Here is a 26,152-nt window from a genome sequence, read left to right on the forward strand (position 1 = left end):
CTCCCCTACACCCCCGTCAGGTCGAACGGGGGGATGAAGCTCTCCTCGGCCGCGCCGCCCTCCTGCCAGAAGTAGTCCTCCACACCCAGCGCATCGGCGTAGTCCAGCAGGCGCTCGTAGTCCTCGTCCGGGACGCGCCGGGCAAGCTCTGGGCAGCGGTGCAGCGCCGCCGCGGCGCGCTCGTCGCCCGCGGCGGCCGCATCGGCCAGAACCGGCGTGTACTGGTTCATCAGCGACAGCAGCACGTCGTCGCCGAAGCGCTCGTACACGAGGCGCACGACGCGCTTCGAGTCCTCGAGGGCTCCCGGCAGCATGAGGTGGCGCACCACCGTCCCGCGAACGAGGCGCGGATCCCCGTCCACCTCGTCGAACTCCGGGGCGCCGGTCTGGCGCACCATCTCGCCAAGGGCGGCCAGCGCTGCATCCGGGTAGTCCGGCGCCTTCGAGTAACGCACCGCCAGCAAGGGATCGGCGTACTTGAAGTCGGCGAGGTACACATCCACGGTACCTGCGTTCGCCTGCACGGCCGCCACCGTCTCGTAGCCCGAGGTGTTCCACACCACGGGAAGCGCCAGCCCCCGCCCACGCGCCCGCGCCACGGCGGCGCGCGCCTGCGGGGCGTAGTGCGTGGGCGTGACGAGGTTGACGTTCAGCGCGCCCTGCGCCTCCAGCTCCAAGAGCATCTCCGCCAGCCGGTCCACGTTTACGGCGCGCCCCGCCTCGCCAGCGGCTATCACGGCGTTCTGGCAGTAGCAGCAGTGTAGGGGGCAGTGCGCGAAGAACACGGTGCCGCTGCCACGGCTGCCGCTGATGGGAGGCTCCTCCCAGAAGTGCAGCGCCGCCCGTGCCACCACGAGCGCATCGTCGGCCCCGCAAACCCCGCGCTCCCCCGCCGCACGATCCGCCCCGCACCGGCGAGGGCAGAGGTCGCAGGAGGTTGAAAGGTTGTGCTTCATATCCCCACCGGTCCAAATCAGTCAGCGAGGGCCGTCCTCGCGCCCAAGGTCAACCCGTATCGCGGCCGCACGTGCTTCTCGCGAGGCGCAAGCGAGAAGGAGCGGAGATCGGGTACGAGGGCGGCCCGTAGCGTCGGCCCGTTCCGTCGCTCGTCAGAACGGCTGAGCTCAATTCGCCGAATACGCTCCGAAGCCACCGGGGAAGTCGCCACCGTCGCCGTCGCCGCCGTCGTCGTCATAGTCGTAGTCCTCCCCCGCCTCCTCGGAGGCGTAGGCCTGCTCGGCGCGCGTCCAATCCAAGCCGTTTTCGGCGCAGGCCGCCTCCTCTCCGTACACGAGGGCCAGTGCCGAGGGCGCCTTGTCGGCGCCGCCGATCACGGCCAAAAGCTCCAGCAGGTGCAGGCACGCCTCGGCCTGCGGCAGGATGAGGTCCACGTCGTCGGCGGCCATGAGCGCGGCCGACAGCTCGGACATGAGCATCTCCACGGTATACGCGCCGTCGAAGCGCCCGGCGTTCACGGCCGCGAGCACCTGCTCGGCCTCGGGCGTCGTGGCGCCCGCGCGCCCGAACGTGGCGCCGAACGCGGCGGACGATCGCTGCACGGCGCGGTAGAGCGCGTCGGCCTCGATAGCCGACATGATCTGCGCCGACGTCTGCAGCGTGTAAGCTGCGCGCGCCAGCTGGGCCGACCCCGATCCGCCCGTCTCCTGCACGGTGCCCACGAGCGCGTCCAGCACGGGGCGCGCCGCCTCCACGTCGTCCTCCTCGCCCCCCACCAGGCACATAAGGTTGTCGCGGTCGGAGAGGGCGTCGGACAGCATCGGGTCGGCCACCACGAGCGGCGCCTCCACGGCCGCCAAATCGCTCACGATGGCCACGGCGTTCAGCTCTCGCGCGAAGCTCGGCGTCGAGGCCGACAGGTCGATGAGCACCGTATTCGGCGACGCCGCCTGCACGATGCCGTTCTCGTCGAAGTACGCGTCCTCAAGCGCCGTCTGGGACGTGCAGTACGTTACCACCATGCCGGCGCTCGCCACGTCGGCCGTGCGCGTCCAGCCTGCCGCGTCCAGGCGCTCTCGCACCACGTCGCCTACCGCTTCGTTCCCGATAAATGCATACCGCTTGTCCATAAGAGCAGCCCCTTTCCGGGCGTCGTTTCTCGAATGCGTGCCGCGCGCCTCGGCGGCGCCTATCCCTGCTTGACCTTGCGCGCTATGCGGTCGGCCACCGACATGTCCTCGCACTTGTCGCCGCCCCAGAACACGACGGCTATCATGCCCGGCCCCACATGCGAGCCGATGACGGGCCCTATGCTGCTCTCCAAGAACAGGATGGAGTCGTCCACCTTGCCCAGAGCCTCTTTGAGGCGCCCCACGTCCTTCGGGCAGTCGGCGCCCGCCACCACCACGCACTGGCCGGGAACGCTCTCCGCCACGCGCTTCTGGTAGTACTCGGCCAGCTGCTTGATGCCCTTCTTGCGGCCGCGCGCCACGCCCGCCAGCGACAGCTTGCCGTCCGGCGCGATGGTGAGCATGGGCTTCACGTCCAGCTTGGAACCCGCATAGGCCACCGAGCCCGGGATGCGCCCGCCGCGCCGCAGCGCATCCAGGTCCTCCACCATGAACTCGGCGTCCACGAAGTAGCGGGCTTCCTCGGCCCATTGGGCCAGCTCGCGCGCCGTCAGGCCCTTGTCGCGCTGGCGCAGCGCCTCGTGCACCAGCAACCCCTCCGCCACCGAGGCCAGGTGCGTGTCCACCAGGTAGAGCTCCGCATCGGGATGCTCGGCCATGATCTGGCCGTGCACGAGCACGGCCGCGTCGAAGCTGCCGGACAGCCCGCTTGAAAAGCTCAGGTACACGGTGGGCACGCCGCTCTCGACGGCTCGCTCGAAGGCTGCGCGGAACACCGGCACGGGCACCTGCGCCGTGGTGGGCTCCTCACCGTCGCGCATGGCCTGGTAGAAGTCGTGGGCGCTCGATGCGCGGTACAGGTCGTCGGCGTGCTCCCCGTCGCTCATGACGTAGGGGAACTCGATGAGCTCCACCCCGTCGCGGTCGACTGTCTCGAACGGCAGGTCACAGCACGAGTCGATGATAAGGTTGCAGGAATGCGGCATAGGGGCGTCGGCCTCCTTGTCGAATACGGTTTCGTCCATCGGGCGGGCCGGCACGCTCACGACGTGCACAGGCGCGCCTGCACCGGGGCCGTGAGCTTGCCGGCCAGCGCGCTCGCGCACTCGTAGGCGATGCCCACCGCCGGCCCCACGTGCAGGCCGATGACGGGGCTCACGGGCAGCACCGGCACCGTGCGGCCCAAGAGCGGCTCCACCACCTCGTGGGCCCACGCCACGGCCGGCGTCTTGTCGCCGATGTAGTGCACCACCACGTTCTTCAGCCCGTGCTTCTCCACGTCGTCCTTGAACGTGGCCAATATCTTCTCCAGTGCCTTCTTGCGCGTGCGCACCTTCGCGAGGGTTGTGGCCTTGCCGTCGCTCACCGTGAGCACGGGCGAGAGCTGTATGAGGTTGCCCAGAAGCGCCGCCGCGTTGCCGATGCGCCCGCCCTTCTGAAGGAACGTAAGCGTCTCGGGCGTGAACAAGAAGCGCGTGGACTCGATGCCCTTCAGCACGGCGCGCGTGCAGCCCTCCAGGTCCTCGCCGGCCGCGCGGGCGGCCACGGCGTCGAACACCGGCCACGCCTCGTCGTAGCCGCACGAGCTGGAGTCCACGAGCGCGTAGGAGAAGCCGATGTTGCGGGCGGCCACGGCGCGCGCGGCGCGCACCGCGCCCTCGTAGGCGCCCGAGAGGCCCGTGGAGATGAACACGCCCAGCACCTCGTCGCCTGCCTGCGCGGCCTCCTCGAACACCGCTTCCAACGCAGCCTGCGAGGGCTGGCTCGACGTGGGGATGTTGTCGACCATATCGTAGATGTCCGCGTAGAACGCGTCCAGGTCCATGTCCGCATCGGCCAGCTCGCGGCCGTCGCGGTTCACGTAGAGCGTTATGACGTCGATGCCCGCCTCCCGCGCAGCGTCGGCGGGGATGGAGGCGACCGAATCGGTGAGTATCTTGATCATGGCACGTTACCTTGGGCTAGGGCGCACGGGGCGCGAGGTTATCGTTCTCCCATTAAACTACGCGATGCCGCGCATGCGGGCAACCAATTCGCGGCGGCGCTCAAAAAGACCATATTCGAGGCCCACAGGATAGGTATGCGGGTTCAGCATGCGCTTCTGGCTCTCGTCGAGCAGCGCGAGCCCCTTCTGCGCCCGCGCGCGCGCCGCCTGCGCGTCGCGCCCGGCGGCGTCGAGCACCGTCCTGCCGTCGCGCGCCAGCGGCTCGAGCAGCGTCTTGGAGCACAGCCCCGCAAGGTTCTTCTGCCTAAGATCGTCGGCGGGGTCCACGATCACCTCGCGGCTCTGGTCGCCCGGCGCGTTCACGTCGAACACCATGTCGCCGGCCAGCCGCCCGTTGTCGCAGTAGAAGTAGCGCCGCACGTCCAGCACGCCGGGCGTGGTGAGCTTGCCCACGGACTCCGAGATCTTCAGGCGGTCCGTCCACTCCCGCTCGCCCGGCTCGCGCGTGGCCGACAGCTTGTACACGCCGCCCAGCGTGGGCTGGTCGTAGGCGCAGGCCAGCTTCGTGCCCACGCCCCACGACATCACCTGGGCCCCCTCGTCGCGGATGGACTGGATGGTGAACTCGTCCAGGTCGTTCGACAGCACGATGCCGCAATCGGAGAGCCCCGCCTGGTCCAGCATGCGCCGCGCCATCTTCGCGAGCCATGCGAGGTCGCCCGAGTCGATGCGGATGCCGGCCAGGCGCTCGCCCCGCGCGCGCATCTCCAGCCCCACGGTGATGGCGTTTCTCACGCCCTGGGCCACATCGTAGGTGTCCACGAGAAGGATGCAGTTCTTCGGAAACGCCTCGGCGTAGGCGCGGAAGGCGGATATCTCGTCGGGGAACGACATGACCCACGAATGCGCATGCGTGCCCGACACGGGGATGCCGAACAGCTTGCCGGCCAGCACGTTGGAGGTGGACGCGCAGCCGCCCACCACGGCGGCGCGGCTCGCCCAGAGGCCGCCTGCCGCGCCCTGGGCGCGGCGAAGGCCGAACTCCGCCACGGGCGCCTGGGCCGCCTGGCACACGCGCGCCGCCTTCGTGGCGATGAGCGTCTCGAAGTTCACGCAGTTCAGAAGCGCCGTCTCGATAAGCTGGCAGTCCATGATGGGGCCGCACACGCGCACGATCGGCTCGTGCGGGAACACCACCGTGCCCTCGGGCACCGCGTCGATGTCCACGGACAGGCGGTAGCCGGCCAGGTAGTCCAGGAACTCCTGCTTGAAGAGCCTTCCACCGCCCGGCGCGTCGAGCGACGCCAGGTAGGCGCGGTCTTCCTCGGAGAACGCGAAGCCCTCCACCAGCTCGGCGAGCTGGGCCATGCCGCAGGCCACGGCGTAGCCGCCCTTGAACGGGTAATCGCGAAAGTACATATGGAAGCACGCCTCCGTGGCGCCCTTCCCGCTTTCCCAGTACCCCTGCGCCATGGTGATCTGGTACAGGTCCGTGAGCAGCGCGTAATCGAGCTTCAATGCATCCTCCTCAAGCATGCGGCGTTCCGTCAGCGTTCCGGTGCCGGCAGCGTCCCGGCGGCACCGCCAAGGGTGCGGGCCGCCTCCCCGAGCATCCGGCTACTCGGCCTTGCCGCCCGCGGCGCCACCCTGGCCCTCCTGCGGGCCGCCGGCCTTGTGGCTGCGGCGGCGCGCCCGGCGGTGTCCGCCCTCGCCGCCCGGCGCGGCCCCGGGAGCGCCCGACGCGGAGGCCCCGGCGCCCTGCTGGCGCAGGCCGGACGAGCGCTGGCCGGGACGCGGTCCCTGCTTGGAAGCGCCCTGGCCGCCCTTCGTGCCCTGCTTCTTGGCGTTCTTGTCCGCGCCGCCGCGGCCGCCGCCTGTCGGAGCACCGCCGTTGCGCCCCTGGCCGTTCTGGGAGCCGGAGCCCTTCTTGCCGCCGTTTCCGCCGCCCTGGGCGCCGTTGCCGCCCTTCTTCGATCCCTGCTTCCTGCCCCCTCCGGAGGCCGCCGCGCCTCCTTGCTTCGGCTTGCGCTTGGAGGGCGTTTCCTCGGTCGTCGCAGGCTGGACCGTGCCGTCGGCCGCCACCTTCGTGGAACGGCGCCGCCGCGGCTTGCGCGACTCGTTGCCGGAGCCGGCCGAGCTGCCGCCCGATCCCGTGCCGGATCCCTTCCCTGCGCCGCCGCGGCCCTTCGGGCCGCCCTTGCCGCCCGATCCCGTGCGACGCACGGCCTTCGGATCGGCCAGCTTGTCGGAGCCTGTCAGCTGCGAGGTGGCGAAGATGGAGCTCTCGCCCGCCACGCCGATCACGGCCTGCGTCGTGGCCTCGTTCCAGGCGTCCTGCCCCACACGGTTCGGGCGGTTCGAGCCCTCGTCGGGCGGCTCGAAGTCCGCGAGCGGCACGCGCACCGGCTTCTCGCCCTCCACCTTGAGCGACACGATCTCGCGCGGCACGTCCAAGTCCACGACCTTCGCCATGCCCGCCGGCGTCTCCACCTGCGAGTTCTGCTTAGGCGCACGGCTCTTGAAGTCCTTGTACGCGTCGAACTCGTAGCGCAGGCAGCACATGAGGCGGCCGCACACTCCCGATATCTTCTGCGGGTTGAGCGAGAGATCCTGCTCCTTGGCCATGCGGATGGACACGGGGCAGAACTCGCCCCCCAGGCGCTTGCAGCACAGCTCCTGGCCGCAATGCCCCAGGCCGCCCACCATGCGGGCCTCGTCGCGCACGCCGATCTGGCGCATGTCGATGCGCACGTGGAAGTGCGCGGCCAGCCTGCGCACGAGCTCGCGGAAGTCCACACGCTCCTCGGCCTCGAAGTAGAACACGGCCTTGTCGCCGTCGAGCAGGAACTCCACGGACACCGGGTGCATGTCCTCGCTCGCCTCGGCCGCCATCTGCTTGAACACGGGCAGCGCTTCCTCCGAGCGGCGGCACATCTCCTCTGCGCGGGCGACGTCCTCTTCGCTCGCGAGGCGCTTCACCGGCTTGAGCGCGGTCTTCAGCTTCTTCACCTGGGCCTCGTCGGCCTCGAACACGTCATCGGCCATGCGGCCGAACTCCAGGCCGCGCGCCGTGGACACCACGACGGGGTCCTCCTTCTTCAATTCCAGGTCGCCCGGGTCGAACCAGAGCGTCTTGGGGTTGTAGGCGAGCCTGATGGGCGCTATGCGAACCATTGCCGATACCTCTCTATCTCACGGCCCCGGCGCCCGCGGGCGGGCGGGGGCGGTAGAGCGCGTCCCTTGTTTCGAAGAGCAGCGCGTCGATGCATGTCTCAGGGGATACATTATACGAGATGGCCTCGTCGCAGCGGCGCACGGCCGAAAGCGCGGCGGCCACGCGGGCCTCGTCGGTGGCGCGTGCGGCGTCCTCTATCGCGCCGCGGGCGTCCACGTTTATCACGAGCTCGGGCGTCTCGGCGCACACGGCCAGCACGTCGCGCAGCCACGAGCGGATGATGGCCGTGAGCTGGCGCAGCGACTCGAGGCTCTTCGCCGTCAGCTGGCGCTTGTTGCGCGCCTCTATCTGGCGGATGGCCGACTTCGCCAGGAAGTCCGCGTTCTCGGCCAGCTCCTCCTCCTGCGCGGCGCGCACGACGTCGAGCGGGGCCTTCGCCAGCACCACGAGCTCGCCCGCCTGGCCCACGAGGTCCCAGTCGTCGGCGTTGCGCAGCAGGGCCAGCGCCTCGAGCACGCGGGCGCGGAACGCCAGGCGCTCGTTGGACTTCAGGAACTCGATGCCGCGCGTGATGGAGCCGTCGCACGCCTCGATGGCGATGCGGGCCTTCTCCCGCGACGCGCCCGTGTTCTGCGCCAGGATGCCGGCGGCCTCGCTGGCCGGGATGTGGCGGAACGGCACCACCTGGCAGCGCGACACGATGGTGGGCAGCACGCTCTCGCGCGTGCGGCCCAGGAGTATGAGCACCACGTCGGACGGGGGCTCCTCCAGCGTCTTCAGGAAGGCGTTGGCCGCCTGGACGCCCAGCAGGTCCACGCGGTCGAGGATGTATATCTTGCGGTCGGCCTGGATGGGCGCGAGCACCGTGTCGGCCGCGATGTCGCGGATTTGGTCCACCAGGTAGCCGCCGGCGCCCTCGGGCGCGAAGTAGCGCACGTCGGGGTGCTTCTTGCGCTTGACGCGCCGGCAGATGTCGCAGGCGCCGCACTCGCCGCCCCGCGGGCCGTGGGGTCCCTTCGGGCACAGCAGCGCCTGGGCCAGCGCGTAGGCGGCCATCGTCTTGTTTGACCCGGCAGGGCCGGTGAACAGGTACGCATGCGTCACGCGCTCGCTCGCCACGCTCGCGCGAAGGAACTCGCGCACCTGCGGCTGCCCGAGTATGTTCTCGAAGGCGTCGGCCACGGCCTATCTCCCCTGGCCCTTGCCGCGCGGGGCGCTGCCGCTCGAGCCCTGCGAGGGCTTCTCCTGCCTGGCACGGCCGCCGCCGCTGCGGCCGGCTTTCGCACCAGGGTTGCCGCGGTTGCCGCTTTTCCCCTTCGCGCCGCCGTCGGCGCCGTTGCGGGTGCCGCCGCTGCCACGGTTGTTGCCGTTGCCGCCGCCGCGGTTGCCCGAGCCGCCGCGCGCTCCCTGCGGGCGCGGGCGACGCACGTCGAGCGAGGCGAAGTACGGCGGGTCGTCCACGACGTCCGCCATCCACGGGAAGAGGTCGGCCAGCTCGCGGAACACGAGCTCCGACGTCCGCGACTTCCGCGCGGCCGACTGCACCACGCGCACGCGGTCGGCGTGGGCCCGCGCGATGGCCAGGAAGCCCTCGTTCACGCGCGTGTGGAACTCCTCGCCCGCCCGCTCCACGCGGTCGGCGCCCCGGTGCGTGGCGCGCGAGAGCCCCGTGCGCGCCGAGCCGCCCGTGGTCAGCAGGATGGTGCGGTCGGGCGACACGCCTTGGCAGGCGAACGCGTTCGCCTGCTCCACGAAGGCGGCGTCCAGCCCGCGCCCGTGCACCTGGTAGGCGATGGTGGAGTCCGCGAAGCGGTCGCACAGCACCACGGCGCCGCGCTCGAGCGCCGGGCGGATGACCTCCGCCACGATCTGCGCGCGGGCGGCCTCGTAGATGAGCAGCTCGGCCTCGTCGGAGAGGTTGTCGTTCTTCGGGTCCAGCACCACGGCGCGCAGCTCCTCGCCCACGGCGGTGCCGCCGGGCTCGCGCAGGCGCACGACCTCGCGGCCGCGTTCGCACAGCTTCTCGGACAGGAAGCGGATATGCGTCGTCTTGCCGGCGCCCTCGCCACCCTCGAACGTTATGAAGATGCCGCGCGGGGCATCGTTTTCGGCAAGTTCCTGCGTCACAGTGTCTTTTCGATCCTAACGGTCAGCGCCGGAAGCGGCGCGCTCAGGCGAGGTCGTACACGTCGCGCCCCTGGACGTCCACGCCCACGAACACGGGAAAGTCCACCACCTCGATGCGGCGCAGCGCCTCGGTTCCCAAGTCGTCGTACGCCACCGTCTCCGATGATGCCACGCACTTGGCCAGGTAGGCCGCAGCGCCGCCGCACGCCACGAAATAAACGGAACCCGTGGCGCAGCAGGCGTCGCGCACCTCGGCGGAGCGGCGCCCCTTGCCCACGGTCGCCACGACGCCCGCGCGGTGCAGCGCCGGGGCGGCGAAGTCCATGCGGCTGGCCGTGGTGGGCCCGACCGCGCCGAACGGCCGGCCGGCGGCCGCGGGCGTGGGGCCGGCGTAGAAGATGGCCTGGCCGTCCAGGCCGTAGGGCAGCGTGCCGTCCGCGGCCTCGAGCTCGGCCATGAGGCGCACGTGCCCGGCATCGCGCAGCGTGTACAGGGGACCCGTGAGAAGGCACGCATCGCCGGCATGGAGCTCGGCGAGCCGCGGGCGGTCGAGCGGCAGGGACAGGCGGATCGCTTCGTCGCTCATCGCGCGCCCCCTTCCGATGCGAGGTCGATCGTGCACCGGCGCATGGCGGAGCATCCCATGTTGATGGCGAGGGGCAGCGCCGCGATGTGGCACGGAGCCGTGGCCACGCGCACGGCGAGCGCCGTCGTGGCGCCGCCGAGGCCGCCGGGGCCCACGCCGGTGTCGTTCACGGCCGCGAGCAGCTCCTCCTCGAGCATGCGCAGACGCGGATCGGCCGCCGGCTCGTCCACCGGGCGCATGAGCGCCCGCTTCGCAAGGCTCGCCACCTTGTCGAACGTGCCTCCGATGCCAATGCCGATCACCAGCGGCGGGCAGGCGTTCGCGCCCTTCTCGCGCACGCAGCGCACAAGCTCGTCCACGATGCCCTGCTTGCCGGCGCCCGGCACGAGCATGACCACGCGGCTCGCGTTGTCCGAGCCGCCGCCCTTCAGCATGAGGTGCAGCCGCGCCGCACCCGGCTCGTCCACCGGGTGGATGTCGCAGAACGCGGGCGTGTTGTCGCCGGTGTTCGCGCGGTCGAGGATGGCGTCGCGCACCACCGACTTGCGCAGGCGCGCCTCGTCGTAGGCGCGGGCGACCGCGTCGTCCACGTCGGCGAACACGTCGCCGGCCACGAGCACGTCGGGGCCTATCTCGAGGCTCGCCCACACCGTGCCGGTGTCCTGGCAGAGGGGCACGCGGTCCTCGCGCGCGATGCGCGCGTTCTCCGCCAGCTGGTCGAGCACCGCCCGACCGCGCGGGTTGTCCTCCACGGCGCGCGCCGCGGCGATCCCCGCCTCGATGTCGGCCGGCAGCTCGCACGCCAGCCGCGGGATGGCCGCGTAAACAGCGTCCGCGACCTGTGATTTCGTGATGATGGTTTCCATGGGGATGAATTATACCGCAACCCGGCCGATCCGCCTCCCACGTTGCCGGGACGTGCCTGCGAGGACCCCGGCCTGCGCGAGATGGGGAGGCGGTCACTCCAGGTGGAACAATTCCTCCACGGTCGTGCCGAGCTCGCGGGCGAGGCGCAGGGCGAGGGGCAGCGTGGGGTCGTACTTGTCGTTCTCCACGGCCACGATGGTCTGGCGGCTCACGCCGCAACGCTGGGCCAGGTCCTCCTGGCGCAGGCCCAGCGCTTTGCGCAGGCGCTTGATGTCGTTGCGCACGGTGCCGCCCGCTTACGCCGCGTACAAGGCGAGGAAGCCGGCGAAGAACGTCACCAGCGCCACGCCCAACACGCCCACGACGATGCGCACTGTCCGGTTGGGCTCATGGTACTCGTCGTCGCCCTCCACCATGCGCCGCTTCATCGACTCCTCGGAGAAGCCCTGCGCCAGCAGCACGGCGATGAGCACGAGCGTGGGCAGCATATCCCGCGCGCCCCCGGTGGCCAGGTACAGCACCAGATTGACGAGCGTCCATGTCGCCAGCAGCAGGACCGCGAACTTGTATCCCAGAGCCTCCGACCGCGTCCTGATCGACTTCTCCATCTCGTCCATGATCGGCTCCTTTCGGCCACAAAGTAAAGAACTCTTGACATTTCGCAGTATGCCGCCTCCGCGGCAGAATGTCAAGAGTTCTTTACTTTTTGCGATGACGGCAGTCTACTTCACCACGAAGTCGCCCGGCATGCGCGGGGCCGTGCGGGGATAGGACACGGCGGGGCAGCCCAGCAACAGGCACATCTGCAGGGGGCGCTCGTCCGCCCCAAGGAACGCGCGCACGGCGGGGAGCTCCTCGGAGGCGCGGCAGAGGTAGCCGTTGAACAGGACGCCGAGGCCCTGCGCGGCCGCCATGAGCTCTATGTTCTGAGCCGCCAGGCCCGCGTCGTCGGCGCGCTCGGCAGCCACGTACACGACAGCCGGTGCGTTGCGGAACAGGAAGTCCTGCCTGCCCGCGCACGCGTCGCGCAAAAACGACTTGTAGAGCTTCACCCAACGCGGCTTCTCGTCTGCCGGCAGCGCAAGCAGCTCCTCGATGCCGTCCCACACGAGCCGTTTGAGCTCGGCGAGGCCGTCCTGCACTACGACGAAGCGGCAGCCTTGCGCATTCTTCGCCGTGGCCGTGTAGCGACCTGCCTGCAGCACGAACTCGAGCTCTTGGCGTCCCACCGGCTCCGGCTTGAACGAACGGACGCTGCGACGCGACTTGATGGCGCGCAGGAGGTCGGCGGCGTCGATCGTCTCGCCCGCCGGCGCAGACGGCTCCACGTCGGCCATGTCGTAACCCGGAATGGACACCGCCGCCGTCGGGCAGACGGCCACGCAGTGGCCGCACAGGATGCAGCGGCCTTTCACCTGCGCGATGCCGTCTTCCACGGCCAGATTAGACCCCACGCAGTCGGCAACGCACTTCCCGCACCCGATGCAGCGCCCAGCGTCGATCTCTATCAGCATGTTGAACCCTCTCTTCCCAAGGGAGTCCGACCCCTCCCCCCAACGAAGAAGACGCCGCCTCAAGCGACGCCTCCTTGTGAGCCGCACGGAAGCCCGTCACCTCGCAGCCCCTCGCCTAGGGCGGAGGGAGGCCGTGCGGTGCGACGAGCTTTCGCGAAGTGTGCGAGGAGTGCCGCACGGCCTCCCTCCGCCCGCCCCGCAGGTCGACCTACTCCGGCAGGTTCGCCAGACCGGCGCGCACGCTGTCCGCAGACGCGCTCAGCGCCGCGAGCTCCTCGTCGTCGAGGTCGAACTCCACGACCTCCTCCACGCCGTCGCGGCCCAAGCGCACGGGCACGTTCATGTAGAGGTCGTCGATGCCGTACTGGCCGTCGATGTGCGCGCACACGCTCATGATCTCGTGCGTGTCGCCCAGGATGGCCTCCACCATCTTGGCGATGGACGCGCCGGGCGCGTAGTAGGCGCTGCCGGTCTTGAGGTGCGCCACGACTTCGGCGCCGCCCTTCACGCAGCGCTGCACGACCTCGGCCACGGCCGCCTCGTCCATGAGCTCGGTGATGGGGGTGCCGTCCACCGTGGTGAAGCGCGGCCAGCACACCATGCCCTCGCCGTGCGCGCCCACGGCCCACGCCTCCACGGCCGCCGGCTCGCAGCCGAGCTTCTCGCACACCGCGAACGACAGGCGCGAGGAGTCCAGCACGCCGCCCATGCCCATGAGGCGCTCCGCCGGCAGGCCGCTCTCGCGGAACGCCAGCGTGGTCATGACGTCGAGCGGGTTCGTCACGCAAATGAACACCGCGTTCGGGGACGCCTCCTTGGCCTGGCCGATCACCGACTTCATGATGCCGGCGTTCACGCCGAGCAGATCCTCGCGGGTCATGCCGGGCTTGCGGGCGATGCCGGCGGTGATGACCACCACGTCGGAGTCGCGCGTGTCGGCGTAGTCGTTGGTGCCGGTCACGTGCACGGTGAACTTCTCCACACTGCGCATGTGCATCATGTCGAGCGCCTTGCCCTGGGGCAGGCCCTCGGCCACGTCGATGAGCACGACGTCGGCCAGGTTCTTGGACGCGATGATGTGGGCGGCGGTGGCACCGACGTTTCCGGCGCCGACGATGGTTACCTTGGGCATGTGATTGCTCTCCTTCGAAGTCAGGTTCTGCGCCCCGCATTGTAGCGCCCCACGCGCCAAGCTGCGACGACGAGTCCCGCATCTCCAGCGAAACGGCACGTCGCAGTTGGTGACGGTTGGCGACGCGAAGCCGCGCTGCACACTTTTCACCAGATTTCTACACTCCGGCACTTGAGACCTCGCCGCAAGGAAACGCGATCAGGGGAAACGGTCATCGCTGATAGCCTGTTCGGCTTCACGGGTCGGAAAACCCGCCTTCCGACGTAAAAAACTGGTGAAAAGTGTGCAGCAAGAGCCCGAAGCCGTTGCCCGGCCGACCGGTCGATGCGTAGGTACGGGACAGCGCAGCCGCGGGGCTGCGCTGTCGAGGTAGGTCAGGGCCGACCAGACGATCGATCGGGAATTGGTCGCTAGGCTTTGTCGGAGGAAACCTTCTTGGCGGCCGGCTTCTTCGCGGGAGCCTTCTTCGCCGCGGGTTTCTTGGCGGGCGCCTTCTTGGCGGGCGCCTTCTTCGCGCCGCCCTTCGCACCCGACGCGCCCTTCTTCTCCTCGTCCTGCTCCTTGCCGGGGCAGTCGAAGTTGGGGCAGAGCTTCCACGGGCCGCGCGCGGTGGTCACGATCACCATCGGCGCGCCGCAGTGCTCGCACACCTCGCCCGTGGCCGTGAGCGCGCCGTACTGCGGCAACGGGTAACCCACCCCGCACTCCTCGTAGTTCTCGCAGTGGATGAAGCGCTTCAGCGTGCGCGGGTTCTTCTGCGCCACGAGGTTCGCCTGCTTGCCCTTCTCCTTGCACACGGGGCACTCGCCCACGATCACGTCCGGCTCCTTGTTGGTGGCGCAGTTCGGGTCGATGCAGATGGTGCGCGGCTTGGCTCGGAACGCCGTCACCTTCACCTGGGGCATGCCGCAGGTGGGGCACGGCTCGGGCACGGCCTCCACCTTGCCCTTGGGCAGCGGGTAGGTGACGTCGCAGTCGGGCCAGCCGGCGCAGCCGATGAACATGCCGCGCGTCTTCTGGCTCGCGCGTAGCTGCAAGTCCTTCCCGCACTTGGGACACGGGCCCACGTAGGCGTCGGCGGCCACGGCGTCGGCGAGCGCGTCCTTCACCTCCTCGGAGTGCGGCAGGAGGCTGGCCAGCTGGTCGGCCAGAAGGTCGCGGCTCGTGTCCACCACCTTCACGCGCGTGGTGCGGCCCTCGGCGATGTTGTCCATCTCCTCTTCCAGCTCGGCCGTCATCTCGGGATGCGTGATGTGCGGCGCGAACTTGTCGAGCGCGTCGCACACGGCCATGCCCAGCTGCGAGGGCTCGATGGGGTCGTTCACGATGTACTTCACCGCGTAGAGGCGCTCGATGATGGAGTGGCGCGTGGACTTCGTGCCCAGGCCCAGCTTCTCCATCTCCTGGATGAGCTTGCCCTGGCTGTAGCGCGCGGGCGGCTCGGTCTGCTTCTTCGTGCAGGTGGCGCCGTTGAACGCGATCGTCTCGCCCTCCGCGAGCGCGGGCAGCTGCTCGTCCTTCTTCAGGCCGTAGGGGTAGATGGCGCGGAAGCCCGGACGCACCAGCACGTCGCCCTTGGCCACGAACGGCTCGCCGTTCACGTCGAGCGACACCTTCGTGCCCTCGACGACGGCCGCCTCGGAGAGCGTGGCCAGGAAACGCCGCGCGATGAGGTTGTACAGCTTGTAGTCGGCCGGCGCGAGGTCGTCGGGCGTGGCCTTGGCCGTGGGATAGATGGGCGGGTGGTCCGTCGTCTCCTTCTTGCCGCGCGTGGCCTTGAGCTCGCCCTTCGCCAGCAGCTCCTTGCAGTACGGCGCGTAGGCGGGGTTTCCCGAGATGGCCTTCACCGTGTCGGCGAGGTCGAGCGAGCTCGGGTACACGGTGTTGTCCACGCGGGGGTAGGAGATGTAGCCGTCCATGTAGAGGCTCTCGGCGATCCGCATGGTGCGCGCGGGCGAGAGGCCCTCGGCGGACGCGGCGGCCATGAGGGAGGTCGTGTTGAACGGCGCGGGCGGCTGGACCGTGCGCTTCTTCTTCTCGACGCCCGACACGCGGGCGGTGGTGGCGCCCTCCACGTGCGCCATGACGGCGCTCGCCTCGGCCTCCACCTTGAAGCGGGCCGTGGCGTGCGGGGCCTCGAACGCGTCCGGGTCGGTGCCGAACGCGCCGCGGATCACCCAGTAGTCCTCGGGCACGAACGCCAGGCGCTCGCGCTCCTTCGCCACGATGAGGGCGAGCGTGGGCGTCTGCACGCGGCCCGACGAGCGCACGTTGCCGTAGCCGGCGAACTTCACGAGCGTCAGGTAGCGCGTGAGCACCGCGCCCCAGATGAGGTCGATGTCCTGGCGCGACGCGCCGGCGGACGCCAGGTTCACGTCCAGCTCCACCAGGTTGTCGAACGCGTGCGTGATCTCCTCTTTGGTGAACGCCGAGTACCGCGCGCGCGACACGGGCGCGTCGGGGTTCACCTCCTGGATGCAGGAGAGCGCGTCGCTTCCGATGAGCTCGCCCTCGCGGTCGAAGTCGGTGGCGATGATGACGGAGTCCGCCTTCTTCGCCAGGTTCTTCAGCGAGCGGATGATCTCCTTCTCCTTGGGGAGCTTCTTGATGGGCGCGTACACCAGGTACGGCAGCGCGTCCATCTTCCAGGTCTTGAGCTCCACGCCGTCCTCGGTGAAGGGCTTCTTCTTCTTGAAGGGGGGCTTGGGCAGCGTCGCGGGCAGCTTCGCCGGGAAGGTCTCGCCCTCCTCCGTGACGCCCTGCCAGCCGCCGCGCTTCTTGTACACCATGGTCGGGGTGAAGTCGGGCTCCAGGATGTGGCCGCGCAGGCCGATGGTCACCCACTCCTCGCCGTCCACGTCGAAGCGGTACACCGGCGTGGAATACACCTTGTCCGCCTTGGGTTTCTTGACGCCGAGCAAGTCGGCGATCTTCTGAGCCGCGTCGTTCTTCTCGGTTACCACCAGCTTCACGCGGTTCCTCCTCTTCTTCCGGCCGCCTCCCGCGGCCTGATCGCGTTCACACGATGCCCCATTCGTTTATTAACGTGTGCGGGGATGGCGCGCTTGGGCGCGCAGCAGACGCTAGCATACACGATTTGCGGCAGTTGCGGCGAAAAATACGCATCTTGAAGCGAGCGCGGAACCGGCGGGCCGCACCGCGGCGGAGGTGGCGCGGCGGTAGGGCGCTCACACGAAGCTGATGCGCAGCTTCTTGCCGAGGCCCTTTGCCACCTGCTGTAGCGTCTTGAGCGTGGGGTTTGCGTTGCCGGACTCGAGGCGCGCGAACGCGCTCTGCCTCATGCCGCAGCGCTCGGCCAGCTCGCGCTGGGTGAGGTTCTGCTCGGCGCGCGCCATCGTGATGGCGCTGATGATGTCGTACACCGGCTCCAGGCGCTCGTACTCGGCGGCGCACTCGGGGTCTTTCATCTGCTCCGCATGATAACGATCAAGATCATCCATTTCCGAACCTCTTCTCCCAATCGGCTTTGTAGGCGAGCGCCCGCTCGATCTCCCTTCGAGGGGCTTTCTGCGATTTCTTCACAAACCCGTTCGTCACCACGATTTTGCTTCCGCAGAAAAAGAAATAGAAGGCGCGAGCGATGTCGCTGCCCTGGCGAACACGCAACTCAAACAAGCCTTTTCCCATGGATTTCGAATGCGGCTCCCACAGCATGTCGGCCTGATCGCGCAAAGCGGAGATGGCGGTCAACCTTCGCCCTCAGCTTCGGTTCGAGCGAATCGAGGACTTCACCATAGGCTTCGTTCCATTCGCCTTACAATAGAAAACAACCTCGAACTCTTCCATTCCGCCCCCTTGCGGGGATACCAACAGTATATAACATATATGTTATATACGCAAGTACCATCCCGTCTTATATCCGTCCTGCCTTCTGCCCTTCTCCCGCCCATTCCCGCAATCCTCCGCCGATCATAGCGCCGCGACCTTGCATGGCGACCGTCGGTCGACCGTCGCGAAACCGCAAAAACCTTGCGCGTCTCAAGCGCGTCGGCCGTGCGCTTCTTGCGCGGCGACCGCCTGTTCCTTGCCGAATCCTTGCACGATTGCCGCACGAACCTTGCGGTTTTTCGCTTCGCGCGAAAACCCCTGATGATGCATAAGGCACCCTGGAAGGAAGACGGACCGCTTCGGGAAATGCGATGGGGATTTCGTTACCGCGCGTTGGAGAAGCTGCGGGCGTTTCGTGAACCGGGCGATTCTCGGGTAGGCTATCCTTCGGGTAGGCCGCCGAACCACGACACCCACCGCCGCGCGCATCGACCACGAAACGCACCAGCGGCGGAACCGCCCGCAGCCGCGCGACCGCGCAGCAGCGCCGCACGGCGCACCGCACGCCGCGCAGGCCATCCAAACCGCAAGGAGGCACCTCATGAAGAAAGTCCTCGGAGCGCTTCTCGCCCTGCTCGCCGTCGTCGTGCTCGTCGGCGTGGGCGTCGTCGTGTTCTCGAACACCTCGCTCGGCCCCGTGAGCGATGCGGCGCAGGGCGCCAAGGCGGCCGTCGCGAACGCCGCCATGGACGCAACCGACCTCAAGGGCCAGGTAAAGAACGCCATCGACGAGCGCAAGGACGACATAGCCGCCGCAACCGGCCTCACGGCCGACCAGGTGGACGAGCTCGTGGCCGAGCTGGACATCGACGGCTGGCAGGCCGCCGCATTGCCTGCGGACGCCGTGGAGACCGGCACCGTGGACGGGTCGTACGCCGGCATCGACGGCACCATTACCACCTACGACGACCCGGGCTACGTCACCGTCTCGGCCTATGGCCAGAACGTCACCCTCGCCGTCCCCGAGAGCGCGCAGGCGTACCTGCCGTACCTGGCACTCGCGCAGTAGATGCCTCTGGGTGCCCGCGAGACAGGGGCGAGACAGGGGGACGGGGATGATGTCTCATTCCCAGGAGTTTCGCAAGGCCGTACCGCGTCGGGGAATGAGACATCATCCCCGTCCCCCTGTCTCGCCCCTACGCCGTGCGCGCCTCCTTCAGGCGGCGCTGGTAGGCGCGCACGATCTGCGAGAGCGTGAAGCACACCACGAAGTAGATGAGCGCCATGATGCCGAAGATGGCGAATATCTGCACCGTTGAGTTGTAGCTGTTCATGAGTATCATGCCGCGCCCCATGAGCTCCTGCAGCGCCATGGCGCCCCAGAGGTAGCTCGTGTCCTTGATGGTGGTCACGAACTGCGACAACAGCGCGGGCACCATGTTGCGCAGCGCCTGCGGCAAGATGATCAGCAGGTACGTCTGCACGGTGGAGAAGCCCTGCGACTTCGCGGCCTCGTACTGGCCGAACGGCACGCTCGCCAGGCCGCCGCGCACGATCTCGGCCACGCTCGCGCTCGTGAACAGCGTGAACGCCAACACGGCCGCGCCGATGGGCGGCAGCTGCGCCACGAAGAACGTGAACATGATCCACAGGAGCAGCGGGGTGTTCTTGAATATCTCGATGTAGACCGTGGCCACGCCGCGCAGCACGCGGCTGCTCGACGTGCGCATGACCGAGATGACGGTGCCGAGCACCACCGAGCACAGGATGGCCAGCGCGGATATCAGCAGCGTCATACCCAGGCCCTGCAGCAGGAATCGTATGTTCACCCAGGTGAAAAGGGCGGCTATCTCGCTCATTTGCCCTCCCCTCGCTCGTCTTTGCCAAGGCCTTCGAGGCCCTCGCGCCGCAGGCGCTCCATGCGCGCGGCGGCATCGTCGGCCGCGCGCGCGGCTATGCCGGCAAGCGCCTCCATGTCCACGTCCTCGGGCACGACCGTTTCCGGCCCGCTGGACTCCCTTGCCTCCTCGTCGCCGCTGCGGCGTTCGCGCCGAGCTTGGCGCGCGGCCGCATCCTCGCTCTCGGCGTCGAAGTCGGCCTCGTCGTGCGGCGCGCGCACGTGGGCGGGCCGCTCTGCCGGCGCGTCCAGCTCGCCGGGCACGTAGTCGTTGTCGAGGAAGGCCTCCGCTCCCAGCTCGGCCTCGTCGTGCGCGTCGGCACGTTGGCGATGCACCGTGCGCCCGCCCTCCGCGCCGGCAGCCTCGACGGGAGCACGTTGCGCATCGGCCTCCAACGCGGCGCCGCCGTCGACGCGCTTGCGCACGTCGCGGGTGATGCGGTCGCTCGTGGCCGTCTCGGCCCGCGAGGCCAAGGCCTCGTCGGCCTCCGGCGAGCGCCTCGCTCCCAGGTCGCGCACGCCCTCGGCCACGGCATCCGGCGACGCGGGCGCGGCGGCGCCGGCCTCGGCCTTGCCGGCAACCGTGCTCTCCACCCCGCGGCGGGCGGCCGCGCGGCGCTCCAGGCGGCGGTGAGCCTTCACGCGTCCGGCCTTCGTGCGCATCGCGCGCGCTGCGCAGGCCTCGTCGTCGCCGCATTCCTCGGCTATCTCCTGCGCTATCTCGCGGCCTATCTCGTCGGCGATCTCGGCGGCCACACGGCCGGTGTACGCCTGCTCCATCGGCCCGCGCTCGGCCGGGCCGTCCGCCTCGTCTCCCAGCACGTGCAGCGGGTGGCGCGGAGAGGGGGCCTGGCGGGCCGGGGCTATATCCACCGTCTCGAACATGGTGCCCACGCCGCCGGCAAGCGCGTCGGCCGCCGCGCGCCCGGTGATGTCGTGCGTGCCCGGCGTGACCTCGAGCTCATCCTCGGCCAGCTCCTCGGTCGCGTCGCCCGTGGACAGATGCCGGTGCGCGCGGGTGCGGCGCTCGAGGTACAGCGCCAGGCGCGACAGCGGAAAGCAGATGACGAAGTACAGCAGCGCCGCCACCACGTACACGGGGCCGTAGTAGCTCGTGGCGCCGGCGAACGAGTTCGAGAAGTACATGAGCTCGCCGCCCGCGATGAGCGCCAGCACCGAGGTGTTCTTCACGAGGTTCGCCGCCTGCACGGCCAAAGGCGGCATGATGATGCGGATGGCCTGGGGCAGTATGATCACGAACATCGACTGCCAGTACGAGAAGCCCTGGCTCTTCGCCGCCTCGAACTGCCCGCGATGGATGGAGCCGATACCGCTGCGCACCACCTCGGAGATATAGCCGCCATGGTAGATGCCGATGGCCAGAACCCCGATCCAGAACGCGGCGAGGGAGAACCCCAGCAGCGGGAAGATGGCGTAGAAAACGAACACCTGCAGAAGCAGCGGCACGTTCTGCACCACCTCCACGTACACGCGGGTCACCCAGCGCAAAGGCGCTATGCGCGACACCGACAGCACGCCGAACACGATGCCAAGCGCCAGCGCGATGACGAGCGCGAGCACGGAGATGCCCACCGTGGTGCCGAACGCGGCCAGGATGTCGGGCCAGCGCTGGAAGAGCGCCTCCCACTTGTTGGGCGCGAAGATGTCAAGCATCCTGCCCACCGTCCTTCCCGTCTCCGGCGGGCGCGTCGTCCACGAGCCCCCAGCGCTCCTGGAGCGAGCGCAGCGTGCCGTCGTCGGACATGGCGCCGATGGCGGCATCGATTTGGTCGGCCAGCTGGGTGTTCGACTTCTTCGTGGCCACGCCGTACTCCTGCGGCGCGAACTGCGCGTCCAGCAGCATGGTGGAATCGTCCACGTAGCCGTTCAAGATGGAGCGGTCCACCGAGAAGGCATCGACGCGCCCGGTGACGAGCGCTATCTTGATCTCGGGATACGTCGAGTACTCGGCGAACTTCATATGGATGCCGATCTCGTCGCCCGCGGCGGTGAGCTTATCGCGGGTCGTGGCCGACAGCGCCACGCCCACGGTCTTCCCGTCGAGGTCCGCCAGGTCGGTTATGCCGGAGGACTTCTTCACCAGCACGCCGATGTGGTCGGTATAGTACGGGCGCGAGAAGTTGTAGCTCTTCTTGCGCGCCTCGGTGATGGTGAACGTGGCCAGCGTCGCGTCGAGCGTGCCGTTGTCGAGCATCGCTCCGCGCGTGGTCACGTTCACCCCGGTCACCTGGAGTGCGTTCGGGTCGCCCTTGATGCGCTTGGCCAGCTCGCGTGCGATGTCCACCTCCATGCCCTCGATGTTGCCCGTCTCGGGGTTCTGGAAGCCGAAGCCCGGCACGTCGATCTTCGTGCCCACGCGCAGCACGTCTCCGTCGGGCGCGCAGCCCGCGAGGGCGATCGGACCGCCGGCCAGCGCGAGGCCGGCCACGGCCAGCGCCGACGTGCGGATGAAGGTGCGTCTCGTGATCATGGCCGCCTCACAGGATCTTCGACAGGAAGCTCTTGACGCGGGCGTTGTCGGTCTCGTCGAACAGGTAGTGCGGGGTGCCCTGGTCGACGATCAGGCCGTTCTCCATGAACACCACCGTGTCGGCCGCCTCGCGCGCCAGGCCCATCTCGTGGGTGACCATGACGATGGTCATGCTGGTCTCGGCGAGCGACTTGATGACGTCGAGCACCTCCTGCACCATCTCGGGATCGAGCGCGCTCGTGGGCTCGTCCAAGAGCATGATCTTGGGATGCATGTTGAGGGCACGGGCGATGGCCACGCGCTGCTGCTGGCCGCCGGAGAGCTGGTCGGGATACTTGTCCACCTTGTCGGACAGGCCCACGCGGTCCAGATAGGCGCGGCCGTCGCGCTCGGCCTGCTCGCGCGGCACCTTCAGCACCTTGATGGGGGCCAGCGTCACGTTCTCGAGCACCGTCTTGTGCGGGTAGAGGTTGTAGCTCTGGAACACCATGGCCACGTCGCGGGCGAGCGCGCGTGAGTTCACATGCCGGTCGGACAAATCCATGCCCTCAACCGTGATGGAGCCGGAATCCGGCGTCTCCAGCCCGTTGATGCAGCGGATGAGCACGCTCTTGCCCGAGCCCGAGGGACCGATGACCACCACCTTCTGCCCCTCGTCGACCTCCAGCGACACGCCCCGGAGCGCCTCGACCGTGCCGAAGTTCTTGCGTATGTCCTTGACCGATATCGCGCTTCCCACCGTCGGAGCCTCCCGTTTCCCGCGTGAAAGGCCGCGATCGTCAGTGCGCCGCGGTCTTGCAAGATTTCATGACGAAGTGCATCGACCAGTCTAGCATGCACGTCATCGCCCCAGATGGCAAGGAGGTTACGGAAGGCTGACGATAGCGAAATCAGCGGAGATGGAAGCGAAACCGGCACACGGGGGGAGACACGGGGACGGGGATGACGTCTCATTCCGCGGGGCGACGCGCGGCCCGGTGCTCCGCCCCTGACGAGACGTCATCCCCGCCCCCGCGTCTCGCCCCCGCGTCTCGCCCCCCGCCTAGCGTGCGAACATCAGCCGCTCGCTGTTGAACATGCGCTGCAGCACGAGCACGCCGGCCCCCGTGTACGCCAGGTTGCCCAGCACGCACGCGGCCACGTTCAGAGGCTGGAAGTCGAACGTGAAGATGCCGATCATGCACTGCACCGAGTTGTAGAGCGGCACGAGGTAGAACCAGAGCTCCTCCTTCGCACCGCCGCCGAACATGCCGAGGATGCCCACGAGCATGACCACGATCATGAGCGGCGTCAGGTACATGCCCGCCTCCTTCGTGGTCTTGGCCAGGGCCGACACCACGGTGATGAGCATGACCACGAGCAGCGTGGTGGACACCACCACCAGCACCAGCAGCAGGTAGTCCGCCGGGCCGTACACGTTCATGTCCACCGTGCCCTGCATGATGCCGGGCAGCCCCGCGAAAATGCCCAGCATGCTGGACGCGGCGATGGCCAGGCCGATGAGCGTGACGGCCAGCACCTTGCCGAGAGCGATATCGCGTCGCTTGATGGGCGTGGACAGGAGCGTGGCCATGGTGCCGCGCTCCTTCTCGCCGGCCACCGACTCCGCCGCGATGTTCATGCAGCTGGTGAACAGCAGGATGAGCAGCAGCATGGGCACGATGGACACCACGAGCGAACCGGCTATGTCGCGTTCCGCGGCCACGTTGTAGGCACCCTGCCCCGCGTTCACATCGAAACGGTTCGCCAGCGACGACTCGTAGGCGTCGAGCAGGCCGGTGAGGGTCGCATACGCCTGCGACGAGTTGGGGTCGGTGGAGTCAAAGTAGACCTCCACCTGCGGAGCCGGCTCGCCTGACGCCGGGTCGTAGGCTGCCACGGCCTCGTCGAACCCGGCGGGGAACACGGCGAACGCCTGCACGCTGCCCTGCCCGATGCGCTCCCGCATCTCCTCGGCCCCGGGCAGGGCCTCCTCGCCCACCATGTCGATGCCGCCCTCGGGCGCCAGCGCCCCGATGCTCGCCGGCTCGTTCACCACGGCCACCACGGGGCGCTTGCCCTCGTCGGGCGAGAACAGGGAGCCCATGGCGTCGCCCATGACGGTCCACATGAGGAAGATGAGCAGGCCGGGCAGCGCGATGGAGACGATAGCCGACGCCTTGTTGCTGAAGAACCTCGCCAGCTCCTTCTTGGCTATCGTGAGCACGTTGCTTCTCATGAGGCCTCCCCCGCGCTCGCGGCGTACAGGTCGAAGAACGCGTCCTCGAGGGAGCGCCCTCCCGTGAGCTCCGGCAGGGTGCCGTTGGCCGCCATGCGCCCGCCGATAATGATGCCGGCACGGTCGCACACCTTCTCCACCAGGCTGAATATGTGCGTGGACAAGAGGATGGTCTTGCCCTGGCCCTTCAGCTCCACCAAGAAGTCGGTCACGACCTTCGCCGTGAGCACGTCGAGGCCGTTCGTGGGCTCGTCGAAGATGATGACATCGGGGTCGTGTACGAGCGACACCGCAAGCGACGTCTTCTGCTTCATGCCGGTGGACAGGTCGGCCACTTTCGTCTGCGCGAAGCGGTCGATGCCGAAGCGCCCGAACAGCGCGCGCTTGCGCTCGTCGCGCACGGCCGGCTCAACGTGGTGCAGCTCAGAGAAGAAGTCGAAGAGATAGTCCGGCGAGAACGTATCCTCCAGCTTGAGCTCGCTCGTCAGGAACCCGATGATGCCGCGCACCCTCATAGGGTCGTCCATGACCGAGACGCCCTCCACGAACGCGTTGCCTTCGTCCGGCTTCACGAGCGCTGCCAGCATGCGCAGCGTGGTGGTCTTGCCGGCGCCGTTCGGGCCCAAGAGGCCGTAGATCTCGCCGCACCGCACCTCGAACGAGAGGCCGTCGACGGCCGTCTTCGTCCTCGCGTCGGTGCGCTCGAGCTTGCGTTGCTTGGCGGAGAGCCTGAAGGTTTTCCGCAGGTTCGTAACGGTGATGGCTGATTCCATCGGCTCGCCTTTCAGAGTCGAATCGGGAACGGTTCCGCAGCAGTATAGCAGTCAGGGGGGGGGGCAAGCGTTTTCGCTTGCCCCGGCTAGGCGGCTGCCTCCGCGGACGAGGCGTCCCGATTGGCCGCCGGGGCCCCGGCGGCCTTCGCCGCCTCGGCCTCCTCGCGCTCCAGCACGCGCTGCATGGCCGCGATGGCGCATTCGATCTGGCCGTCGTCGGGCTCGTTGGTGGTGAGGTACTGCATCTGCATGCCGGGCCACAGCACCACCTTCACCAGCGGGTTCTCGGGGTGGCTGCCCGCCCAGCGCACGGTGATCTCGTAGGAGATGCCGGCAATGACCGGCATGAGCAGGATGCGCACGAGTATGACCAGCGCGAGCTTCGGCGCGCCGTCGGGCACGCCCCAGGCCGCGATGAGCCCGTTGATGGGCGTGACCGTGTACACCAGGATGGCGATGATCATGACCATGATGAGGAACGCCGTGCCGCATCGCACGTGCAGGCGCGGGAAGCTGCGCGCGTTCTCGGGGGTGAGGGGCAGGCCGTGCTCGTAGCAGTGGATGGTCTTGTGCTCGGCGCCGTGGTAGCCGAACATGCGCTTGATCTCGGCCATGCGCCCGATGAGCCACAGGTAGAACACGAACACCGCCACGCGCAGGAGGCCGTCCACGACGTTCCAGAGCACGGTGTTCTGGTCGTACTCCCCCACGATGAGGTTCGTGACGAAGGCGGGCGCCACGATGAACAGCACCACGCCCAGCACGAGCCCGAGCACCATGGACACCGCCATGGCCCCCTTGCCGAACTCCGCCTCCTGGTCGAGGAAGGATTTCTTCTCGGGCTCCGCGGCGCAGGGGCGTCCGCCGTCCAAGGCATCGGCATTGCCGCCGCCCGCGGCGTCAGGCCCGCCGACAACCTCGAGCGACGTCTGCGCCCCGAGGGCGTCCATCATCGTGCCCGGCCGCCCGAAGTCGTCCTTCCAAGAAAAGCCCTTCCCCTCATCGGCGAGGGAGCCGCCCGTGCCCTCCTCGACGCCCGATGCCGCAACATCCGCAACGGAAGGCTCGCCGCCAGCATGCCCCCCTTCAACCACCTTGGAGCGGAGGGGCTCGGCATCGTCCACCAAGCGAGTTCCGCACGAGCCGGACAGCCCAGCGGGCTGTCCGTGCGAGCAGGACTGTTCGAGCGACTGGGCGGTGCCGAGCCCCTCCGCGGTCTCGCAGGTAGGAGCGGCAGCCTCGCCAGAATCATCTTCCGCAAACGCATGCTCCGCCGCGATCTCGAGCGCCTTGAACCCCAGCACGAGCGACTCAACGAGAGCCCTGCAGCCGCGCACGAGCGGCCAGTGCAGCCAGCCATTCTTCGCGCGACCGCTCGCCAGATCGTGCTCCTCCACGTAGATTCCGCCCGCCGGCTCGCGCACGGCCACCGACCAGTTGTACTTGCCGCGCATCATGATGCCCTCGATAAGGGCCTGCCCGCCCACGTGCGTCTTGCGCGCGCCGTCCTCGGAGAATGCGCGCGAGAGGTCGCTCTTCTCTTCGCCCATG

General features: G+C 68.6%; 25 protein-coding genes. 1 reads left to right on the top strand and 24 read right to left on the bottom strand.

Features of this window, described 5'->3' with window-relative positions:
• Positions 1-5: 5 nt before the first annotated feature.
• From LB310_RS10685 to LB310_RS10765, 17 genes are all read right to left on the bottom strand, one after another.
• Positions 6-956, bottom strand: coding sequence for a radical SAM protein (locus tag LB310_RS10685; protein ID WP_278806931.1), 951 nt, complete (start codon positions 954-956; stop codon positions 6-8).
• 168 nt (positions 957-1,124) lie between these two features.
• A complete protein-coding gene (locus LB310_RS10690) occupies positions 1,125-2,087 on the bottom strand; it encodes an NAD(P)-binding domain-containing protein (RefSeq protein ID WP_227155021.1) in 963 nt (320 codons plus the stop codon).
• 59 nt (positions 2,088-2,146) lie between these two features.
• Positions 2,147-3,073 (bottom strand): DegV family protein, encoded by a 927-nt coding sequence (locus tag LB310_RS10695; RefSeq protein WP_301155059.1) that lies wholly within the window; start codon positions 3,071-3,073, stop codon positions 2,147-2,149.
• Between the two features lie 56 nt (positions 3,074-3,129).
• The gene (locus LB310_RS10700; protein WP_114568438.1) at positions 3,130-4,032 is read right to left on the bottom strand and encodes a DegV family protein; all 903 of its coding nucleotides are present in this window, start codon (positions 4,030-4,032) and stop codon (positions 3,130-3,132) included.
• Positions 4,033-4,089: 57 nt separating this feature from the next.
• Positions 4,090-5,568 (bottom strand): nicotinate phosphoribosyltransferase, encoded by a 1,479-nt coding sequence (locus LB310_RS10705; RefSeq protein ID WP_181813785.1) that lies wholly within the window; start codon positions 5,566-5,568, stop codon positions 4,090-4,092.
• A gap of 81 nt (positions 5,569-5,649) precedes the next feature.
• A complete protein-coding gene (locus LB310_RS10710) occupies positions 5,650-7,206 on the bottom strand; it encodes a regulatory iron-sulfur-containing complex subunit RicT (RefSeq protein ID WP_278806933.1) in 1,557 nt (518 codons plus the stop codon).
• A 13-nt stretch (positions 7,207-7,219) separates the two neighbouring features.
• Entirely contained in the window at positions 7,220-8,389 is a 1,170-nt protein-coding gene (locus tag LB310_RS10715; RefSeq protein WP_096228178.1) for a DNA polymerase III subunit delta, read from the bottom strand.
• A 3-nt stretch (positions 8,390-8,392) separates the two neighbouring features.
• A complete protein-coding gene (gene tmk / locus LB310_RS10720) occupies positions 8,393-9,334 on the bottom strand; it encodes a dTMP kinase (protein ID WP_278806934.1) in 942 nt (313 codons plus the stop codon).
• A gap of 43 nt (positions 9,335-9,377) precedes the next feature.
• On the bottom strand, positions 9,378-9,920 hold the full coding sequence (locus LB310_RS10725) for a fumarate hydratase C-terminal domain-containing protein (protein WP_087190982.1): 543 nt from the start codon (positions 9,918-9,920) through the stop codon (positions 9,378-9,380).
• Complete coding sequence (locus LB310_RS10730) at positions 9,917-10,786, bottom strand: fumarate hydratase (RefSeq protein ID WP_278806935.1); 870 nt, start codon at positions 10,784-10,786, stop codon at positions 9,917-9,919. The genes LB310_RS10725 and LB310_RS10730 overlap by 4 nt, the downstream gene beginning before the upstream one ends.
• 93 nt (positions 10,787-10,879) lie before the next feature.
• Positions 10,880-11,059: a helix-turn-helix transcriptional regulator gene (locus LB310_RS10735; RefSeq protein ID WP_301155078.1), complete on the bottom strand. Its 180-nt coding sequence runs from the start codon at positions 11,057-11,059 to the stop codon at positions 10,880-10,882.
• Positions 11,060-11,083: 24 nt separating this feature from the next.
• A complete protein-coding gene (locus tag LB310_RS10740; protein WP_015540341.1) occupies positions 11,084-11,404 on the bottom strand; it encodes a hypothetical protein in 321 nt (106 codons plus the stop codon).
• Between the two features lie 105 nt (positions 11,405-11,509).
• Positions 11,510-12,301, bottom strand: coding sequence for a nitroreductase family protein (locus tag LB310_RS10745; RefSeq protein WP_278806937.1), 792 nt, complete (start codon positions 12,299-12,301; stop codon positions 11,510-11,512).
• Between the two features lie 208 nt (positions 12,302-12,509).
• Complete coding sequence (gene mdh, locus LB310_RS10750; RefSeq protein WP_301155060.1) at positions 12,510-13,433, bottom strand: malate dehydrogenase; 924 nt, start codon at positions 13,431-13,433, stop codon at positions 12,510-12,512.
• A gap of 410 nt (positions 13,434-13,843) precedes the next feature.
• The gene (locus LB310_RS10755) at positions 13,844-16,405 is read right to left on the bottom strand and encodes a DNA topoisomerase I (RefSeq protein WP_278806941.1); all 2,562 of its coding nucleotides are present in this window, start codon (positions 16,403-16,405) and stop codon (positions 13,844-13,846) included.
• Between the two features lie 216 nt (positions 16,406-16,621).
• Entirely contained in the window at positions 16,622-16,894 is a 273-nt protein-coding gene (locus LB310_RS10760; RefSeq protein WP_041239715.1) for a helix-turn-helix domain-containing protein, read from the bottom strand.
• Positions 16,887-17,144, bottom strand: coding sequence for a type II toxin-antitoxin system RelE/ParE family toxin (locus tag LB310_RS10765; protein WP_197533111.1), 258 nt, complete (start codon positions 17,142-17,144; stop codon positions 16,887-16,889). The genes LB310_RS10760 and LB310_RS10765 overlap by 8 nt, the downstream gene beginning before the upstream one ends.
• A gap of 679 nt (positions 17,145-17,823) precedes the next feature.
• Here LB310_RS10765 and LB310_RS10770 point away from each other — a divergent pair.
• Positions 17,824-18,291, top strand: a complete 468-nt coding sequence (locus LB310_RS10770) for a hypothetical protein (RefSeq protein ID WP_278806942.1) — start codon at positions 17,824-17,826, stop codon at positions 18,289-18,291.
• Positions 18,292-18,418: 127 nt separating this feature from the next.
• Here the strand turns inward: LB310_RS10770 and LB310_RS10775 are convergent, their stop codons facing one another.
• The 7 genes from LB310_RS10775 to LB310_RS10805 form a co-directional block, all read right to left on the bottom strand.
• Complete coding sequence (locus tag LB310_RS10775; RefSeq protein WP_278806288.1) at positions 18,419-19,081, bottom strand: amino acid ABC transporter permease; 663 nt, start codon at positions 19,079-19,081, stop codon at positions 18,419-18,421.
• Positions 19,078-20,793 carry an amino acid ABC transporter permease gene (locus tag LB310_RS10780; protein ID WP_301155061.1) on the bottom strand — a complete coding sequence of 572 codons (1,716 nt, stop codon included), beginning with the start codon at positions 20,791-20,793 and terminating at the stop codon, positions 19,078-19,080. Before LB310_RS10780 ends, LB310_RS10775 begins: the two co-directional genes overlap by 4 nt.
• Positions 20,786-21,610, bottom strand: a complete 825-nt coding sequence (locus LB310_RS10785) for a transporter substrate-binding domain-containing protein (RefSeq protein WP_157005726.1) — start codon at positions 21,608-21,610, stop codon at positions 20,786-20,788. Before LB310_RS10785 ends, LB310_RS10780 begins: the two co-directional genes overlap by 8 nt.
• Before the next feature lie 7 nt (positions 21,611-21,617).
• The gene (locus tag LB310_RS10790) at positions 21,618-22,349 is read right to left on the bottom strand and encodes an amino acid ABC transporter ATP-binding protein (RefSeq protein WP_087190992.1); all 732 of its coding nucleotides are present in this window, start codon (positions 22,347-22,349) and stop codon (positions 21,618-21,620) included.
• A 303-nt stretch (positions 22,350-22,652) separates the two neighbouring features.
• Positions 22,653-23,828 carry an ABC transporter permease gene (locus LB310_RS10795; protein ID WP_278806285.1) on the bottom strand — a complete coding sequence of 392 codons (1,176 nt, stop codon included), beginning with the start codon at positions 23,826-23,828 and terminating at the stop codon, positions 22,653-22,655.
• Positions 23,825-24,601 (bottom strand): ABC transporter ATP-binding protein, encoded by a 777-nt coding sequence (locus tag LB310_RS10800; protein WP_278806284.1) that lies wholly within the window; start codon positions 24,599-24,601, stop codon positions 23,825-23,827. The genes LB310_RS10795 and LB310_RS10800 overlap by 4 nt, the downstream gene beginning before the upstream one ends.
• Before the next feature lie 86 nt (positions 24,602-24,687).
• Complete coding sequence (locus tag LB310_RS10805; protein ID WP_301155062.1) at positions 24,688-26,151, bottom strand: DUF1385 domain-containing protein; 1,464 nt, start codon at positions 26,149-26,151, stop codon at positions 24,688-24,690.
• Position 26,152: the final 1 nt, after the last annotated feature.

The organism is Gordonibacter sp. RACS_AR49 (genome assembly GCF_030418435.1).
Lineage (GTDB): Bacteria > Actinomycetota > Coriobacteriia > Coriobacteriales > Eggerthellaceae > Gordonibacter > Gordonibacter urolithinfaciens.

Bases quoted from the DNA above. Each gene is read 5' to 3' on its own strand.
- LB310_RS10685 (WP_278806931.1), bottom strand. From the start codon at position 956: ATGAAGCACAACCTTTCAACCTCCTGCGACCTCTGCCCTCGCCGGTGC.
- LB310_RS10690 (WP_227155021.1), bottom strand. From the start codon at position 2,087: ATGGACAAGCGGTATGCATTTATCGGGAACGAAGCGGTAGGCGACGTG.
- LB310_RS10695 (WP_301155059.1), bottom strand. From the start codon at position 3,073: ATGCCGCATTCCTGCAACCTTATCATCGACTCGTGCTGTGACCTGCCG.
- LB310_RS10700 (WP_114568438.1), bottom strand. From the start codon at position 4,032: ATGATCAAGATACTCACCGATTCGGTCGCCTCCATCCCCGCCGACGCT.
- LB310_RS10705 (WP_181813785.1), bottom strand. From the start codon at position 5,568: ATGCTTGAGGAGGATGCATTGAAGCTCGATTACGCGCTGCTCACGGAC.
- LB310_RS10710 (WP_278806933.1), bottom strand. From the start codon at position 7,206: ATGGTTCGCATAGCGCCCATCAGGCTCGCCTACAACCCCAAGACGCTC.
- LB310_RS10725 (WP_087190982.1), bottom strand. From the start codon at position 9,920: ATGAGCGACGAAGCGATCCGCCTGTCCCTGCCGCTCGACCGCCCGCGG.
- LB310_RS10730 (WP_278806935.1), bottom strand. From the start codon at position 10,786: ATGGAAACCATCATCACGAAATCACAGGTCGCGGACGCTGTTTACGCG.
- LB310_RS10740 (WP_015540341.1), bottom strand. From the start codon at position 11,404: ATGGACGAGATGGAGAAGTCGATCAGGACGCGGTCGGAGGCTCTGGGA.
- LB310_RS10745 (WP_278806937.1), bottom strand. From the start codon at position 12,301: ATGCTGATAGAGATCGACGCTGGGCGCTGCATCGGGTGCGGGAAGTGC.
- mdh (WP_301155060.1), bottom strand. From the start codon at position 13,433: ATGCCCAAGGTAACCATCGTCGGCGCCGGAAACGTCGGTGCCACCGCC.
- LB310_RS10760 (WP_041239715.1), bottom strand. From the start codon at position 16,894: ATGGATGATCTTGATCGTTATCATGCGGAGCAGATGAAAGACCCCGAG.
- LB310_RS10770 (WP_278806942.1), top strand. From the start codon at position 17,824: ATGAAGAAAGTCCTCGGAGCGCTTCTCGCCCTGCTCGCCGTCGTCGTG.
- LB310_RS10775 (WP_278806288.1), bottom strand. From the start codon at position 19,081: ATGAGCGAGATAGCCGCCCTTTTCACCTGGGTGAACATACGATTCCTG.
- LB310_RS10780 (WP_301155061.1), bottom strand. From the start codon at position 20,793: ATGCTTGACATCTTCGCGCCCAACAAGTGGGAGGCGCTCTTCCAGCGC.
- LB310_RS10785 (WP_157005726.1), bottom strand. From the start codon at position 21,610: ATGATCACGAGACGCACCTTCATCCGCACGTCGGCGCTGGCCGTGGCC.
- LB310_RS10795 (WP_278806285.1), bottom strand. From the start codon at position 23,828: ATGAGAAGCAACGTGCTCACGATAGCCAAGAAGGAGCTGGCGAGGTTC.
- LB310_RS10800 (WP_278806284.1), bottom strand. From the start codon at position 24,601: ATGGAATCAGCCATCACCGTTACGAACCTGCGGAAAACCTTCAGGCTC.
- LB310_RS10805 (WP_301155062.1), bottom strand. From the start codon at position 26,151: ATGGGCGAAGAGAAGAGCGACCTCTCGCGCGCATTCTCCGAGGACGGC.